Raw genomic sequence first — 14,461 nt, forward strand, 5'->3', positions numbered from 1 at the left:
GGGCGCAAGGCCTGCCCCCATCTTGCCCCCCTCCCTGCAACCGATCCCATAAATAGTTGTTATTTTAACACTAACAGCCCAATTCCCAAAGGAGAAGATTGGCCCTTGAGACTACTGTTGGAGGACTTCGCCTCAGGCGTACAAATATTTTTCCTCGCCCTTGCACCAGCCAAGGTGCAACAAAACACCTTCTACCTCTCCAACCGTAACCAACCTGCCGATCTCGGCCTTTTTGCCGAACAGATTTACGAAGAAGCGGAAGTCGTCGAACCATTCATTGGTTTGACTGAAGCTGTGAACCAGCATGACGGCATGCCTAGCGGGAAAACGGTGGGCCTCAATCACGGCCGACGCCGTCCGGTGCAGCAGCTGATACCGAGTTCCCAATGGCGGGGGGCTGGAGAGACCCAGCTGCTCCTGAAGGTAGGCAAGTCGCTCCATCTTTCCTTTCGAGGCATCTTTGTACCATTCACCGATGGTTGGCCCGAACGGCTCCGAAACCTTTCCCTCGACGGCAATCGAGACCAGCTCTTTCTCCTTCCTAGCCAGAACCCAGAGATCACTCTGTGATGGTCGCGTTCCCCCGGGGAGTGGAACTTGATGTTCCGGAAAGCCCAACAACATCCCAAGGCCATCGAGAACCGTTCCTCGGAATATCCTTTTGACCTCAAGGGGAAAACCATCGGCCTCCTGCCAGCAGTAAGCAAAGGCACGAGCCGAAAATCCGGGTTTCCACTGCTCCTCAGGTTCGGCCAGAAACTGTTGCCAGTCTTCAGCGGATTGTGCAGGTATGTAGATTTTACTCATTGCTTGAAACCTTTCCCGGGGAGACTGTCTCCCGTAAATTCTTCACTGCCGAGGTCCCTTGGACGGCTGAAATTCTACCAATTCGTTGTGACAAAAAAAGTCACAATAATCGCCTGGCGGAAAAAAGAACCAACGCCCCCACCCCCATCATTGCCTCTGCCAAGATGAGGTGGCGGTCAGCCTGCTGGAGAAGGTTCTCGACTCCACCGGACGTGCTTTTCCTTGCGTGGTGGCAACAGAAACGCGACAGAAACTCTGCCGGTCCCGCCGCGGGAACCGGCAACATTTTCCAGACGCACCACCTAGCGGGCTTCCCGACGGGCCCACGGACACCATCGACGTTCCGGAAGCCGTCGCCGAATGGGCCGGCAAGCTTCTGCGGGCCATCTACCAGGCCCGGCAACGCTAGATTGAGGCGGGAAAGGAGCTACGGTGCCTCGAGGTCGAGATAACGCCGTATCGTCAGAAAACCTTCGTAGCCCTGCTTCATGATGGCAAGCGGAGGGCGATGATCGAATCGCCGGTTCGGCTGGGAGACCCACCGATAAGCCAGCTCTTTGTTGTGCGGAAAGATTTTGCGCAGTGCCTGGTGAATCCCCAGCAGATGGCCGACCCTGGCGATCAGATCCTGCCGGGCAGCCAGGGGATGGCCTCGCCGGTAGCGGGCGATGGTCGTGCGACTCTTCGGGGAGAGTCCGAGCAGAACGGCCTGCTCCTCCACCGTCAGCTGCCAGTGATCGAACAGGCGGGTGACCATCTTGGCCAGACGACGCCGGCTGTCGACGTCATACAGGTCGATGGCGGGCTGGACGGCAGGCATGGCACCCCTTTCCAGAATGTACTTCCGATAGTGTCGGGACGCCAGGCGGAAGCCGGGCTTCCGCCTGGCAGACAACCTAAAGCTTACGTCCCTCTTCGACCTTCCGCAAGAGTTCGGAGGCCGCTGGTCGTCTTCCTTGTCTTTCACTGTCCCTGAGTGGCCAGTCCGGCGCTGATCCGGTCGGCGCTGCGCACCACTTCGGCCATGGTCAACCGGGGAATCCTGCCATCCCGCCGTCCCTTGCGCCAAGTCAGCAAGTAGCGCAGATCGGCGGCGATTGCGGGCCTGTGCCGGTCGAGCCATTTCAGGTGCGGTGCCAGCACCTCCAGGGTCAGCTTGTCGTGATCCAGGGTCTGTCCCAGGCTGGTGCGTCGCATGTCGGCGGTCAGTGTCAGCACCTTGCCGATGTCGTGAAACAGGGCCGCCACCATGCCGCATTCCATCTGCTCGCGACCGAATTGCGGATGACGAAACACCGACTGCACGCACTCGAGGCTGTGCTGCAGCAGACCACCGGGCCAGGCATGGTGATGGCGCAGGCTTGCGGGCGCCGAGACGAACAAAAATGCCAGCCCGTCGTCGCCGAGGACGTTCAGGGTGAACTGCCGCAGATGCGGGTCGGTCAGATGAGCGACCCAGGCATCGAGATAGTACAGCAGCCAAGGCAGCGGGCAGACGCTTTGCGGAATCAGCCGCACGACCTCGCCCAGCCGGTCCTGGACGTCACCGATCCGCTCGACATCCAGAACGATCCCGTCCCGGCGCCGGCGGATGGCACCAACGACCTCGACGCAGCGCAGATCCTGCAGCAGCGACTCGGTGTCACTGTCCGGCGCCCAGAGATAGGCTGGCACCCGTCCGCTCATGTCCTCGAGTTCCAGGGCGACGTAGGGGCAGCCTTTTCGGGTATGCCGCAATCGCGGACGGCGCAGCCGGTAGAGCCCCCGAACCGTCCCCCTTCCCTTTTCAATCAGCGTGCGTATCGGCAACATCCTCGACTCCTTTCAGGCTGCTCACCAGCAGCCGCTCGAAGGCCGAACCGTCCCGACGGGTCAGGTTGGGCACGAAGCGGGAATAGACGGTGAACAGCATCTCGGTGCTGGAGTGCCCCATCTGCCGGGCGATCCATTCGGGGTTTTCCCCGGCGGCGAGCCAGAGGGTCGCCGCCGTGTGCCGGGTCTGGTAGGGACGCCGGCGCTTCATGCCTAGCAGCTGCAGTGTCGGATACCAGATGCGCTTGGTCACGTTGACATGATCCAGCGGCTTGCCCTGGCGGTTGCAGAAAACGAATCCTCCACCAGCCCCGGTGACATCCCACTGCTTCTTCAGGGCCTCGTACACGAGGCTGCTCATCTGGATCTCGCGAATGGACCCGGGCGTCTTCGGTGTCTCGATGCGGCCCTGCACCAGGGTCTCGCGCACCAGGATCTCCTTCCGGTCGAAATCGACGTACTTCCACTGCAATCCGTCGATCTCTCCGGTCCGCATGCCGGTGAAGAAACGCACCGTGTAGTAATTGCGATAATCCGGCCGCACGCGGGCGAGAAAGGTTTTCACTTCCTCCAGCGAAAAGGGATCCACGTCGGTCTTGGGCACTTTCAGGGGTTTGATGCCGACAAAGGGCGTGTTAAAGTGAAATCGGTCGGCCGCATCATTGAGAATCATGCGCAACGGCGTCATGATGTGATTGATCCTCATGGGCGACAGCCCTACCCTGTTTCCGACCCGGACTTTGGCGAGTGAGGACCGGAACTTGAGGATGTCACCCTTGGTGATGTGGCTGACCGCCATTTCCCCAAACTCGGGGATGAGGTACTTGTCCAGGATGCCGCGCACCGTCACCCGGTGCGAGATCTTCCAGGCGACCTCGTTTTCGAGAAACCACTCCTCGCAGAACTCTCCGAACAGGGGCGTATCTCCCGGCACAACCTGGGTAGCGGACGGTCTCTGGACAAAAGGCTTTGCCGCCATAACCCGCTGCAGATTCCGACTGCCGGGAAAGTAGCTGGCGTAATCGAAGGTTCCCAGCTTGATCTCCTGTTCGATGCGCGCCATGAACGCTTCGAGCTTTTTCCGGTTGGCCGGCGTATCGTCCAGCAAGGTCTGCTCCCGACAGCGAATGCCATTGTAAAAGAAATCGAAATACAACTTCCCTGTCTCTTTTCTCACCCTGACCTTACCCATTGATCACACCTCCTCCTGCCAGGGGAATCACAGGTCGCTGCTCAACGGAGGGCTTGACCATGTCCCGCTCGATCGCCTCCCAGATGTAAAGGACCCGCCGCCGACCGAAAGGACGAATGTAATGGACCCCCTCGATGAACACCGCATCCTTCAGGGTGCCGCGGATGTAACCGGGTTCGTACTTGAGACGGGCTGCCAGCTCCTCCGTGGTCAGGTAAGTACGCTCTTCCATTTTGCACTCTCCTTTCATCGTTTGTTGAATATATTCGTCATATAACACTCGTTTTCGTTCTTGTCAATCACATTTTTAGCTTATTCTCTACACATGAACACCAGAGTTCCTCCTTGAAGACTTCACGTGTCAAAAAGAGGGATTCAGCAATTGAATTTTCGAGAAAAAGAATTTAGATTGGGCGTCAGAGGAGGAAGACGTGATTCGATACAGACTGAAAGAATTGATGGCTGACTACCAGTTCCGCACCGGGCAGAGGCTTACATTCGATGAACTGGCAAAGCAGACTCAAATCCACAGAACCACTTTATCCAAGATTGCCAACCAGCGGAGCTACAACACCACCACGGACAATATCGACCGGCTCTGCAAATTTTTCAGGTGCAACGTCGGGGAGCTGATGGAATACGTGGAAGATCCAACGGATTGAACAAAGGGTACACACCGCGCATTCTTGGACCAAAGGTCCTATCTGACGGCCCTGAGTCGAACGGCCATCCACCAAACAAAATTGGCACGATTTTTCAGTCCCACAACATCCCGTTTTTCCAAAAAGCTCATATCCCCTTGCCGACCGAAGGTCAAACCGGGTTGACCTTCGGTCGAGGGAAAACCGGCGAATTCGGCAACCGAAGGTCATTCCAGACACTTCAGCGTCACAAATTCGTCACAAAAACGTCACATAAAAACAAACGGGCTACGGAAATCATCCGTAACCCGTTGATTTTAGTGGCGCGCTCGACAGGATTCGAACCTGTGACCTTCGGCTCCGGAGGCCGACGCTCTATCCAGCTGAGCTACGAGCGCGTGGAGGCTTTATATAGCCCAAAGCGCGCAGGATTGCAATTGGAAAAAACGTTCTTCAGGGCAACTGTCCCGTCGGCTTCCCTTTCTGCTATAATCGGCCGAACACTGATGGAGAGGAAGGCCACGAAATGCGCCTGCTGCTTGTCCTGCTCGCCCTGTCACTGCCCGTAACCAGCCTGGCGGCGCCTGTCGCCACTCCGCAACTGACCGGACCGACCTTCACCGCCACCCGGCTGACAGACAACGTCTTTGCCCTGACCCTGTCCCCCGGATCACGGGCGACCTCCAATGCCCTGCTGGTGGTCGGTGACCGGTACGCAGTGGTCGCCGGCGCCCACATGACCAGGGAGACGATCGACGCCCTGGTGGCCCGGACGGCCGCCATCACTCCCCTGCCGATCCGTTATTTCGTTCTGACCCATCATCACCGGGGCTACACCCATATCGACTTCGACTTTCCGCCGGACGCCGAAGTAATCATGTCGTGGCAGACCTGGCAGGCCCTGGCCGGCGAGACGCGCGCGATTTCCTTTCCCGTGCTCTTTTTCCGCGATGGTCTGACCCTGCGCATCGGCGGACGGAACCTGGTACTGACCAACATCGGCCCGGCGCACACCGACGGCGACGTCATCGCCTATCTGCCCGAATCGAAGCTCCTCTTCACCAGCGACCTCTTCTACGCCGGTGGTGTCGGCTACATGGGGGACGGCCACATGCAGGACTGGGTGTTGGCCCTCGAATTTCTGCAGAGTCTGCGGGCGGAGCGCATCATCCCCGGCCAGGGGCCGGTCAGCCGGCCTGAAGATCTCGTCGAATACACTCGCTTTTTCCGTGATTTTCTCACCGAGATCATCGCCCACCTGGAACGGGGCGATTCCCTGAAACAGACCCTGAAGAGCTTCCGCCTCGACCGCCACCGCTCGCGGCGGGGATACGCGGAGTTCATGCCGGTCAACATCGAACGGGCCTGGACGCAGCTCGCCGAAACCGTCACCCCGAAACGCTGAAGGCTGAACCGTCTGGCCAACGACTCCCCGGTGGGAACGACCATTCCCGCCGGGTTGCCGAAACATCGGACCTTTTCAGCGGTCTGCCTCCTCCCGCTCCTCGTCCTGGTAGGTCTTGCGCAACAGCAGGCTCAGCACGCCGGCGACCAGCAGCAGCACCACGGTGATGCCCCCCCAGAGCTTGCGGGTCGACAGTTCGGAGCGGATTTCCGCAATCCGGCCGGCCACCTTGTCCAGCTCGGCCTGGACCGACGCCGTTCCCTCGTGCACCCGATCGACATCGACGGTGTGAAACAGCCGGTGAAAATTGTTGCGGGCGGAAAAGACCTTGCCGCGCAGCGGCTTGACGGCAATTCCGACCCGGCGCAGAGCATCGATCGCCTTCTCCAGATCGTCGATCTTGTTGTCAGTGGACGCCAGCGCCGCCCGGATGCGGGCCGCCCGGCCGAAACTGTGACAGCGGGTACAGTCCTTGTCGTTGATCAGGGCCAGCGAGGCGCGCTGCACGGCATGGTTGCCATGACAGGTGACGCACTGCGGGCCGCCCTCACCGAGCGCCCGGCCGTGCTTGCTGTCCAGGTAATCGTCCCTGACACCGATGTGACAGCGGCCGCAAAAGGCCGGAATTTCCGCCTCTTCCGGCGCACCGAGAAATCCCCGGTCGGGGCTCATGGCCATGGCGAAATCGGTCGGATCGCCCCCGTGGCAGTCATGGCAGGAGATGCCGTTCTCCCGGTGGACGCTGTGCTCCCAGTCCCCTACCGGAGCCCCGAGCCGCCCCTGCATACCACCGTGGCACTGCTGGCAGACGGTTTTCGCCGGGCCGGCCGCACCCCCTTCATCTTCGGCCGCAAGCGCCGGGAGAGCCAGCAGAAAGAGCAACGGCAGAGTCAGAATCCAGCTTTTGCAGCAGGTCGTCATGAGTAATGCCCCCAGATGGAAACCGCCACCACCAGCAGCAGGCCGATAACGTAACAGGTGACAAAAAGAGGCCGCCTGGCCGGACGTCGCTCCTCACTCCGGTCGATGAACGGCAGCAGCGCCAGGAAAGTCATCAGCGCCCCCTGCGCCGCCAGTCCCAAAAACTTGCTCGGGAAGATCTTGAGCGTCTGGTAGGCCCAGAGGAAATACCACTCGGGTTTGATGTGCTCCGGCGTGGCAAAGGGATCGGCCGGATCGAGGGCGTCGAGGGGAATGAAGATCTCGGGCGCGAAGAAGGTCACCCCCACCAGCACAGCCAGAACGAAACAGACGATGGCGGCCTCCTCGGTCGTGTAGTTGGGGAAGAAGGGGATGCCGTCCGGATGCTTTTCATGGCTGTAGACCGCACCGACCCTTGCCGGCCGCGCCTCCTTGCCGAAGGGCGGCACCGAAATGCCGCAGCGCCGGACGCAGAAGAGATGAAAACCGATCAGCCCCATCAGCGCCCCCGGCAGGACCACCACATGCAGGGCGAAGAAACGCCCCAGGGTCTGCGGCCCGACCGAAGGCGATCCGCGCAGAAACTCGACCAGCTTCGGGCCGATGACCGGAACGGCACCGGCGGCGTCGGTGGCCACCGTCGTCGCCCAGAAGGAGAGCTGGCTCCAGGGGAGCAGATAACCGGTCAGGCAGAGCGCCAGCCCGAGATTGAACATCAGAAAACCCGAAAGCCAGGTCAGCTCCCGCGGCTTCTTGTAGGACCCCATGAACAGCACCGAGAGCATGTGCAGCAGCAGCACGACCACGATCAGGTTGGAGCCGACCGCGTGCAGGTTGCGGATCAGCCAGCCGTAGGGCACCTCGTTGACGATCCGTCCGACACTGTCGAAAGCCTTTTCGGCATCGGGGATATAGTAGATCAGCAGCAGGATGCCGGTGAGAAACTGCAGTCCGAACAGCACCAGCAGCACCGTGCCCAGCGCGTACCAGGCGTTGATGGTGCGCGGCACCAGGTAGCCGGTGGTGTTCTGCTCCCAGAGTTCGCGAACCCCCAGCCTGACATCGAGCCAGTCGACGACCTTTCTGATCATTTGTTTCCTCCCTGGAGGATGGCGGACTATTCCTGAACGGACTGCACGCCTGGCGACATCTCCCGCGTCCCTCCTAGCCGATGACAAGCTGGTCGCCGTCGAGGACGACCGGAAAGTTCTGCAGCGGGGCCGGTGGCGGGCCGCCGAGCACCTCGCCGGTGGCGGAAAAACGGCCGCCATGGCAGGGACAGAGAAATTCGCCCTTGTTCTGCTGCCATTTGACGATACAGCCAAGGTGGGTGCAGACGGCGGTCAGAGCCGTGAATTCTCCCGGTCTCATCTGCAGCAACACGGTGGGCCGCCCACGGAACTCGAAGAAATGGGCTCCGCCGACGGGCACCTTGTCGCGCGGTACCCTGACCCGGGCATCGGCGTCTGCCCCGGAACGGGGCGACAGGTAACGCAGCACCGGCCAGCCGAACATGGCGCCGACGGCGGCACCGATACCGGCCAGCATCACGGTCAGGAAGGTCCGGCGCCTGGCGGGAGAAAGCTCGCTCTGGTCCATGGAAGCTCCTCGCAGATCTGTTCTCTGTGTCTGTTCGAAACAGGGCCGAAGCGGTGGGGATGCCGCGGGCCGTCACTAAATTGCTGGAATTATAACGTCCCCACGGCGACCTGCAAGCAACAGAGACAAAGATGATAAAATTTATCATCTATCAAGACAAACAACACGTACAGCCAGGGATCCCCGGTTGTCATCCCCCTGCTTACCGGGCGCCGGTAGCGACCCTGACCTGTACCGGCACCCGAATTTCCGGCAGGCGGCTGCTGTCGGTCCGGATCAGCAGATAGCCGCTGACGACCGGTTTGCCTTCGCCCGGCCGGGCGATAACTTCAAGAGTCAGACTGGCCCCCGGTCCCAGCAGCGTCGGCTCAAAATCGACCTTCAGTTCGCGGGCCGTGGTGCGCACCGGCCCGATGGTCACCGGCGTCCTGGAAAGGTTGGTCAGGGTGATTTCCGCCTGTGAGCGCTGGCCGGGGGCCAGCGGGCCGATAATCAGCGAGCGGCTGCTGAGGCGGATCTCCTCCTGCACCTTGCCCCGCAGGTGAAACTGCACCAGGCTGCGTGTCGGATCGTTGCTGTAGAGGTAGATGGTCTTGACCACGCCGCCGCGAAAGCGGGTCGAATCGAAGGTGGCCTTCACCTCGCCGTCACCACCGGGCGGAATTTCCTTCTCGGATACCAGCACGGCGGTGCAACCGCACGAGCTCTTGACCCGGTCGATGAGCAGCGGCTCGTCGCCGGCATTGTGAAAGGCGAAGGCATGCTCGATCTTTTCCCCCTGGAGCACGGTGCCGAAATCGAAATCGGTCTCGTTGACCTCGATTTTCGGCCCGAGAGCACAGGCGACGGACGGCAACAGCAGAAGCAGCAGGCAGAGAATCGGTTTGCGGTTCATGACGATATCCTTTCCGTGGTTTCGCCCTGAGCTTAACCGAGGCCGCCCGCCGGTGCAAGTTCGTCGATTTTTTTCATTTTTTCGTTCATATCTGCCCTCGCCTTGTATAAAATGAGTGCCTATTTTCCATGGGGGTACCAGTTTTTTTTCATGTCTGAACTGAATCTGAAACCGCTCTATTCCGCCGAAACCGTCGCTGCAACCGTGACCCGGCTGGCGACCGAGATCAACCGCGACTATCAGGGAGTGGACCTGCTGCTGGTCGGCATCCTGAAAGGCTCCTTTCTGTTCATCGCCGATCTGTGCCGGCAGATCGAGGTTCCGGTGTCCATCGACTTCATGCGCCTGGCCAGCTACGGCTCGGAAACCCAGTCTTCGGGCATCATCGAGCTGCGCAAGGACCTGGAAATCTCCATCCGCGGGCGGCATGTGCTGATCGTCGAAGACATCATCGACAGCGGGCTGACCCTGCAGTCGCTGCTGCACCGGCTGCGCGAACGGCAGCCGGCGTCGCTGAAGGTCTGCGCCCTGATCGACAAGCGCGCCCGCCGCGAAGTCGACATCGAGGCCGACTATGTCGGTCTGACCATGGACGACGGATTCATCGTCGGCTACGGACTCGACTATGACGAACGCTACCGCAACCTGCCCGGCATCTATATCGCCGAATTCCCCTGATACGGATTACGGCACCCTGACAAGGAGGGGTATGGCATGATCATTCAGTGCGAAGCCTGTCAGACCCGCTTTCGGCTGGCCGAAGAGAAACTCAAGCCCGGGGGAGTGAAGGTACGCTGTTCGCGCTGTGGAAAGATCTTCGCCGTTCCTGGTCCGTCCAAGCCGCCGGCAGCGCCACCCAAACCGGCGCAACCGCCGTCCGAGCCGCGGCCGGAAACGGCAAAAAAAGCAAGTAACGCCCCGGCCGAAAGCGGAGGCACCGACAGGACGGCAGCGGAAACCGGCGGAGACGAATTCGATTTCGACGAATTCAACATGGAGAGCTTCGACGAGGAGCCGACGGCCGAAACGCCGGCCCCCTCAGCGGCCGGCTTCGCCGATATCGGCGACGAGCTGCCCGACCTCGACCTGCCCGACGATTTTTCTTTCGACGACGAACCGGGCCAGAAGACCGACAGCACCTTCGACACGTCAGCCGACCAGGCGGAGTCAGGCAGCGGCGATGACCTGCTGGCCGATTTTTCTCCGGATGACCTGCTCGACGAAACGGAAAGGCTGGACGCGCCGGTGCCTGTCGACATGCCCGAGATGGACGACATCTTTTCCAGCGACAACCAGCAGGGGCACTGGGATGCATCGGCCATCGAACCGGGAGAGCCGCACATCGGCGGCGACCTCGGCAAGACCTACGAGATGGGCGACGATCTGTCCAGCCTGCCGGAAGTCGACTTCCCCGACCCGGGCGAAATCGACCAGATCGACCTTGACGCCGAGGAATCTCCCGGCATCGATCTCGACGCTGCCCCCTCGCTGGAACTGGGAATCGACGACGCAAAAACGGCTGTCGACGACACACCGCCGGCTGACGACTTCGTGTTCGAGGAAGAACCGGCAGCCGAGCCCCCGCCGACGGAGCCCGTCCCGACACGGCCGACAGCCGAAACGACGGCGGATCCCCCGGCCCGCAAGAGAACGTCTGCTGCGACGCCGCGAACCGGTCGCGCCCAACCGGGACTGAACCGCCGGCGCAAGAAGAAAAAGAGCCGGGCGCTTCCGCTCTTTCTGCTGTTCCTGCTCGTGCTTGCCGGCGCCTACGCCTATCTCGCCGACCGGCAGGGGACCTGGGATCCGGTGATCCTGGCCGGCCACCTGCAGCAGATGATCGACAAAAGGCCGCCGGAAGACCCGACGGCGCACATCGAGTTGCGCAACCTGAAGGGATTTTTCGTCACCAACCAGAGCGCCGGCCAGATCTTTGCCATCTCCGGCGAAGCGGTCAACCGCTACCGGACGACCCGTTCGGCGATGGTCGTCAAGGGGATCATCTACGATCGCAAGGGGAAACCGGTGGTGCAACAAAAGGCCTTTTGCGGCAATCCACTCGACGAAGCGGCCCTGCGCACCCTTCCATACTCGAAGATCGAGGAATCGATGAACAACCAGTTCGGCGATTCCCTCTCCAACCTCGACGTCGCGCCGGGCAAGGCCGTCCCCTTCACCATCGTCTTCAGGAACCTGCCGGGTGAAGTGGCCGAGTTCACCGTGGTGGTCGTCGACTCGCGACCGGGCACGCAATAGCAACAATCCATGCTTCCGCACACAACAAAACGGCCGCCTGTTTCAGGCGGCCGTTTTGCATCGGCACTTTGCCGGAACTCCGCTCAGGGGGCCTCGATGGCATCGACCGGGCAGCTGTCGACACAGGCGCCACAGTCGGTGCAAAGGGCCGGATCGATCACCCGTTTGTCTCCCTGTTCGGAAATCGCCTCAACCGGGCAGACCGGCTCGCAGGCGCCGCAGTTGATGCACTCGTCGTTGATGGTGTGTGCCATGGTCCCATACCTCCTTGTTCTGGTTGCGTGGTTGGCAGGTCGAACCTGCCGGTACTGAATCGAGTCTACACAAGATGTATACACGCTGTCCAGCGGGGAAAGATGACAAAAAACTTGCAATGCGCCATCCCTTTCGGCTAGTCTTGGCGCAAACTTTTTAAAACCGTGGTTTATTTTTCGATCTAACGTTTTGCCTGGGGAAATTTAGTCAAATCTTTTTTTGGCAGAGGCAAACATTTCTGCATTCAGGGAGAGCGCGACTCCGGTCGCCAAATCGTGGGAGGAGGTTTCATACAATGGATATTCTGGCATTGAATTGCGGCAGTTCGTCGGTCAAGTACCAGCTCTACGACTGGGAAAAGAAGGAAGTCATCGCCAAGGGGATGGTCGAGAGGGTCACCATCGGCGATTCCTTCATCGTCCACGAGGTTCCGGGACGCGAGACCTATCGCGAAGAGTACGAATGTCCGGACCACAAGGTCGCCATCCACCTGATCGTCAAGATCCTGACCGACCCCGAGTACGGCGTCCTCGAGGACATGAGCGGCATCAGCGCCGTCGGCCACCGCGTGGTGCATGGCGGCGAGAAATTCACCCGCTCGGTACTGATCGACGACGCGGTGCTCGAGGCGATCAAGGAAGTGCAGCACCTGGCGCCATTGCACAATCCGCCGAACATCGCCGGCATCGAGGCTGCCCAGGCCAACCTGCCCGACGTGCCGCACGTGGCCATCTTCGACACCGCGTTCCACCAGACCATGCCCGAGCACGCCTACATGTACCCCCTGCCCCACGAGTGGTACGAAAAATACGGCGTCCGCCGCTACGGTTTTCACGGCACGAGCCACCTCTACGTCTCCAAGCGGGCGGCGGTGCTGCTCGGCAAGGAGCCGAAGGACTGCAACCTCATCACCATGCACATCGGTAACGGCGTTTCGCACACCGCCATCAAGGGCGGGATCTCCGTCGACACCTCCATGGGCCTTACGCCGCTGGAGGGCGCGGTGATGGGAACCCGCTGCGGCGACATCGATCCGGCCATCCCCCTCTTCATCCAGCAGGTGGAAAACCTCGGGCCGAAAGAGGTCGACACCATTCTCAACAAGAAATCGGGCATTCTCGGTATCACCGGCCAGTACACCGACCGGCGCGACGTTCTCGAGGGGGTCGAAAACGGGGACGAGCGCTGCAAGCTGGCGCTCGAGATCGAGGCCTACCGGCTGAAGAAATACATCGGCGCCTACTGCGCCGTTCTCGGCCGGCTCGACGCCGTGGTCTTCACCGCCGGCGTCGGGGAGATGGCCTGGAAAATCCGGGAAAAGGCCCTGGAGGACCTGGAGCACATCGGCATCAAGCTCGACCGGGAGAAGAACCGCAACACCATGACCCGCAAGAAGGAGTCGGTCATCTCGACGCCCGATTCGCCGGTCAAGGTCTTCGTCATCCCCACCGACGAGGAGCTGGTCTTTACCGAGGACGTGGTCGCCATCCTGGAAGAGACCTACACCGACCACATGAATTTCACCTATTCCTTCTCGTCGAAGGATTTCCAGCGCAAGTAACCGGACAGTGGACAACAGCCCGGGGCCGGCGGCAAGCCGTCGGCCCCGGGTGAAACCGCGCCCCGGCAGCGCCTACTGGCCGTAAATGTCGGCTCCGCGAACCCGGCTGCGTTTCAGGTCGTAGCGGAACCAGGCCTTGACAGTCAGGCGCTTTCCCGGATAGACGCTCGGCAGCGGCCCGTAGGGAGCCCCCTTGCGCACCGCCGCCAGGGCGGCCCGATCGAGGGCACGGGTCCCCGAAGAACGCAACAATTCGACTTTTACCACCTCTCCCTGGCGGTCGAAGGTCATGCGCAACAGGCAGCGCCCTTCACGCCCCTGGCGTACGGCGCTCGACGGGTAGTTCCAGACATTGTAGATGTTGTCCCGCAACCGCTGAAAGAAGGAGAAGAGCAGATCCTGCTCGGTGTCGAGCCAGACCTCGTCCCCCACGGCCACATCGGAGCGCTCCTTGCGCCGCCACTCACTGTCGAGACGGGCAACCGTCGCGTCCGGCAGCTGAAGCAGGGACTCGACGTCGGGCAACGGCCGCGCCTGGTCGCCGGTTTTGGTCCGCTGCTCCTTTTCGGCCGGCACAACCGGCGCAGGGGCCTTCGGCACCTTGACCGTAGAGGAGACGGTGGGGCTTTGCGCGGCGGGCTTTCCCTTTCTAGGCTGCGGGGCGACCATTTTCGGCCGGGGCCTGGCGGCCGGCGGCGCCGGTGCATCCGGTCGTCGGTCCTCGGGACTGTCACCACGTGGTGCGGTTTCCCGTTCGACCACCTGGTTGCGCGCCGCCAGGCGCTTTGCCGGCTTTTTGCGCGGCCTGTCGAGCTCGGGTCGCACGGGCAGGTCGAGTTCGCGCGGCAACATACGGACCACGATCCGCTCCGGAACCCTCACCTTGGGCGCGAAGGGGTCGAGATTCCTGGTCAGGTAGAGAAAAACCAGGTGGAGCAAAAGGGAGAGAAGCAGGGCTCCCCAGAGCAGATTCTGTTGGCTTCGGTTCCGGTTCATGCACGATATCCAGGCGGGCAAATCCCACCGGAATTATAACCGAAGCGTTCGAAAAAAGGGTGATTTTTGCCGTGGCGGAAACAGATTTCCGCCACGGCATGTTCAACCGGCCGACAGTTTA

At 61.0% G+C, this 14,461-nt stretch carries 17 protein-coding genes and 1 tRNA gene; 6 read left to right on the forward strand and 12 right to left on the reverse strand.

Annotation, left to right across the window (positions count from 1 at the left end):
- Positions 1 to 132 precede the first annotated feature (132 nt).
- A complete protein-coding gene (locus tag EDC39_RS12890; RefSeq protein WP_148896805.1) occupies positions 133 to 807 on the reverse strand; it encodes a DUF6946 family protein in 675 nt (224 codons plus the stop codon).
- Positions 808 to 976: 169 nt separating this feature from the next.
- Here EDC39_RS12890 and EDC39_RS12895 point away from each other — a divergent pair, with 169 nt between their 5' ends.
- Positions 977 to 1,216: a hypothetical protein gene (locus tag EDC39_RS12895; RefSeq protein WP_148896806.1), complete on the forward strand. Its 240-nt coding sequence runs from the start codon at positions 977 to 979 to the stop codon at positions 1,214 to 1,216.
- Positions 1,217 to 1,234: 18 nt separating this feature from the next.
- Here EDC39_RS12895 and EDC39_RS12900 read toward each other — a convergent pair whose 3' ends face one another.
- The 4 genes from EDC39_RS12900 to EDC39_RS12915 all read right to left on the reverse strand — a co-directional run bounded on the left by EDC39_RS12900 (position 1,235) and on the right by EDC39_RS12915 (position 4,043).
- A complete protein-coding gene (locus EDC39_RS12900; RefSeq protein WP_148896807.1) occupies positions 1,235 to 1,627 on the reverse strand; it encodes an MbcA/ParS/Xre antitoxin family protein in 393 nt (130 codons plus the stop codon).
- Between the two features lie 143 nt (positions 1,628 to 1,770).
- Positions 1,771 to 2,619 carry an HD domain-containing protein gene (locus tag EDC39_RS12905; protein WP_148896808.1) on the reverse strand — a complete coding sequence of 283 codons (849 nt, stop codon included), beginning with the start codon at positions 2,617 to 2,619 and terminating at the stop codon, positions 1,771 to 1,773.
- On the reverse strand, positions 2,594 to 3,811 hold the full coding sequence (locus EDC39_RS12910) for an Arm DNA-binding domain-containing protein (protein WP_148896809.1): 1,218 nt from the start codon (positions 3,809 to 3,811) through the stop codon (positions 2,594 to 2,596). Before EDC39_RS12910 ends, EDC39_RS12905 begins: the two co-directional genes overlap by 26 nt.
- Positions 3,804 to 4,043 (reverse strand): hypothetical protein, encoded by a 240-nt coding sequence (locus EDC39_RS12915; RefSeq protein WP_148896810.1) that lies wholly within the window; start codon positions 4,041 to 4,043, stop codon positions 3,804 to 3,806. The genes EDC39_RS12910 and EDC39_RS12915 overlap by 8 nt, the downstream gene beginning before the upstream one ends.
- A 199-nt stretch (positions 4,044 to 4,242) precedes the next feature.
- Between EDC39_RS12915 and EDC39_RS12920 the strand changes: the two genes are divergently transcribed.
- Positions 4,243 to 4,473: a helix-turn-helix domain-containing protein gene (locus tag EDC39_RS12920; protein ID WP_148896811.1), complete on the forward strand. Its 231-nt coding sequence runs from the start codon at positions 4,243 to 4,245 to the stop codon at positions 4,471 to 4,473.
- Between the two features lie 300 nt (positions 4,474 to 4,773).
- On the opposite strand, the gene EDC39_RS12925 is transcribed toward EDC39_RS12920, so the two are convergent.
- Positions 4,774 to 4,850 (reverse strand) — tRNA-Arg (locus tag EDC39_RS12925).
- A gap of 128 nt (positions 4,851 to 4,978) precedes the next feature.
- Between EDC39_RS12925 and EDC39_RS12930 the strand changes: the two genes are divergently transcribed.
- A complete protein-coding gene (locus tag EDC39_RS12930; RefSeq protein ID WP_148896812.1) occupies positions 4,979 to 5,857 on the forward strand; it encodes an MBL fold metallo-hydrolase in 879 nt (292 codons plus the stop codon).
- Positions 5,858 to 5,932: 75 nt separating this feature from the next.
- On the opposite strand, the gene EDC39_RS12935 is transcribed toward EDC39_RS12930, so the two are convergent.
- The 4 genes from EDC39_RS12935 to EDC39_RS12950 all read right to left on the reverse strand — a co-directional run bounded on the left by EDC39_RS12935 (position 5,933) and on the right by EDC39_RS12950 (position 9,272).
- Positions 5,933 to 6,778 (reverse strand): cytochrome C, encoded by an 846-nt coding sequence (locus EDC39_RS12935; protein WP_148896813.1) that lies wholly within the window; start codon positions 6,776 to 6,778, stop codon positions 5,933 to 5,935.
- Positions 6,775 to 7,869, reverse strand: a complete 1,095-nt coding sequence (locus EDC39_RS12940; RefSeq protein WP_148896814.1) for a cytochrome b — start codon at positions 7,867 to 7,869, stop codon at positions 6,775 to 6,777. The genes EDC39_RS12935 and EDC39_RS12940 overlap by 4 nt, the downstream gene beginning before the upstream one ends.
- Positions 7,870 to 7,942: 73 nt before the next feature.
- Complete coding sequence (locus EDC39_RS12945) at positions 7,943 to 8,377, reverse strand: QcrA and Rieske domain-containing protein (protein WP_148896815.1); 435 nt, start codon at positions 8,375 to 8,377, stop codon at positions 7,943 to 7,945.
- Positions 8,378 to 8,579: 202 nt separating this feature from the next.
- Positions 8,580 to 9,272, reverse strand: a complete 693-nt coding sequence (locus EDC39_RS12950; RefSeq protein WP_148896816.1) for a DUF1573 domain-containing protein — start codon at positions 9,270 to 9,272, stop codon at positions 8,580 to 8,582.
- Between the two features lie 150 nt (positions 9,273 to 9,422).
- Here EDC39_RS12950 and hpt point away from each other — a divergent pair, with 150 nt between their 5' ends.
- Together hpt and EDC39_RS12960 are read left to right on the forward strand one after the other, a co-directional pair.
- Positions 9,423 to 9,950 carry a hypoxanthine phosphoribosyltransferase gene (hpt, locus tag EDC39_RS12955; protein WP_148896817.1) on the forward strand — a complete coding sequence of 176 codons (528 nt, stop codon included), beginning with the start codon at positions 9,423 to 9,425 and terminating at the stop codon, positions 9,948 to 9,950.
- A gap of 36 nt (positions 9,951 to 9,986) precedes the next feature.
- Positions 9,987 to 11,528: a DUF3426 domain-containing protein gene (locus tag EDC39_RS12960; protein ID WP_148896818.1), complete on the forward strand. Its 1,542-nt coding sequence runs from the start codon at positions 9,987 to 9,989 to the stop codon at positions 11,526 to 11,528.
- 83 nt (positions 11,529 to 11,611) lie between these two features.
- On the opposite strand, the gene EDC39_RS12965 is transcribed toward EDC39_RS12960, so the two are convergent.
- Positions 11,612 to 11,782, reverse strand: coding sequence for a 4Fe-4S binding protein (locus EDC39_RS12965; RefSeq protein ID WP_148896819.1), 171 nt, complete (start codon positions 11,780 to 11,782; stop codon positions 11,612 to 11,614).
- 296 nt (positions 11,783 to 12,078) lie between these two features.
- On the opposite strand from EDC39_RS12965, the gene EDC39_RS12970 reads away from it, so the two are divergent.
- Complete coding sequence (locus tag EDC39_RS12970; RefSeq protein ID WP_148896820.1) at positions 12,079 to 13,344, forward strand: acetate kinase; 1,266 nt, start codon at positions 12,079 to 12,081, stop codon at positions 13,342 to 13,344.
- A 72-nt stretch (positions 13,345 to 13,416) separates the two neighbouring features.
- On the opposite strand, the gene EDC39_RS12975 is transcribed toward EDC39_RS12970, so the two are convergent.
- On the reverse strand, positions 13,417 to 14,340 hold the full coding sequence (locus EDC39_RS12975; protein ID WP_148896821.1) for a TonB family protein: 924 nt from the start codon (positions 14,338 to 14,340) through the stop codon (positions 13,417 to 13,419).
- Between the last annotated feature and the right edge of the window lie 121 nt (positions 14,341 to 14,461).

The organism is Geothermobacter ehrlichii (assembly GCF_008124615.1).
In the GTDB taxonomy this organism is placed as follows: domain Bacteria; phylum Desulfobacterota; class Desulfuromonadia; order Desulfuromonadales; family Geothermobacteraceae; genus Geothermobacter; species Geothermobacter ehrlichii.

Coding starts and splice junctions, on each gene's coding strand:
- EDC39_RS12890 (WP_148896805.1), bottom strand. CDS start 807: ATGAGTAAAATCTACATACCTGCACAATCCGCTGAAGACTGGCAACAG.
- EDC39_RS12900 (WP_148896807.1), bottom strand. CDS start 1,627: ATGCCTGCCGTCCAGCCCGCCATCGACCTGTATGACGTCGACAGCCGG.
- EDC39_RS12905 (WP_148896808.1), bottom strand. CDS start 2,619: ATGTTGCCGATACGCACGCTGATTGAAAAGGGAAGGGGGACGGTTCGG.
- EDC39_RS12910 (WP_148896809.1), bottom strand. CDS start 3,811: ATGGGTAAGGTCAGGGTGAGAAAAGAGACAGGGAAGTTGTATTTCGAT.
- EDC39_RS12915 (WP_148896810.1), bottom strand. CDS start 4,043: ATGGAAGAGCGTACTTACCTGACCACGGAGGAGCTGGCAGCCCGTCTC.
- EDC39_RS12930 (WP_148896812.1), top strand. CDS start 4,979: ATGCGCCTGCTGCTTGTCCTGCTCGCCCTGTCACTGCCCGTAACCAGC.
- EDC39_RS12935 (WP_148896813.1), bottom strand. CDS start 6,778: ATGACGACCTGCTGCAAAAGCTGGATTCTGACTCTGCCGTTGCTCTTT.
- EDC39_RS12940 (WP_148896814.1), bottom strand. CDS start 7,869: ATGATCAGAAAGGTCGTCGACTGGCTCGATGTCAGGCTGGGGGTTCGC.
- EDC39_RS12945 (WP_148896815.1), bottom strand. CDS start 8,377: ATGGACCAGAGCGAGCTTTCTCCCGCCAGGCGCCGGACCTTCCTGACC.
- EDC39_RS12950 (WP_148896816.1), bottom strand. CDS start 9,272: ATGAACCGCAAACCGATTCTCTGCCTGCTGCTTCTGCTGTTGCCGTCC.
- hpt (WP_148896817.1), top strand. CDS start 9,423: ATGTCTGAACTGAATCTGAAACCGCTCTATTCCGCCGAAACCGTCGCT.
- EDC39_RS12960 (WP_148896818.1), top strand. CDS start 9,987: ATGATCATTCAGTGCGAAGCCTGTCAGACCCGCTTTCGGCTGGCCGAA.
- EDC39_RS12965 (WP_148896819.1), bottom strand. CDS start 11,782: ATGGCACACACCATCAACGACGAGTGCATCAACTGCGGCGCCTGCGAG.
- EDC39_RS12970 (WP_148896820.1), top strand. CDS start 12,079: ATGGATATTCTGGCATTGAATTGCGGCAGTTCGTCGGTCAAGTACCAG.
- EDC39_RS12975 (WP_148896821.1), bottom strand. CDS start 14,340: ATGAACCGGAACCGAAGCCAACAGAATCTGCTCTGGGGAGCCCTGCTT.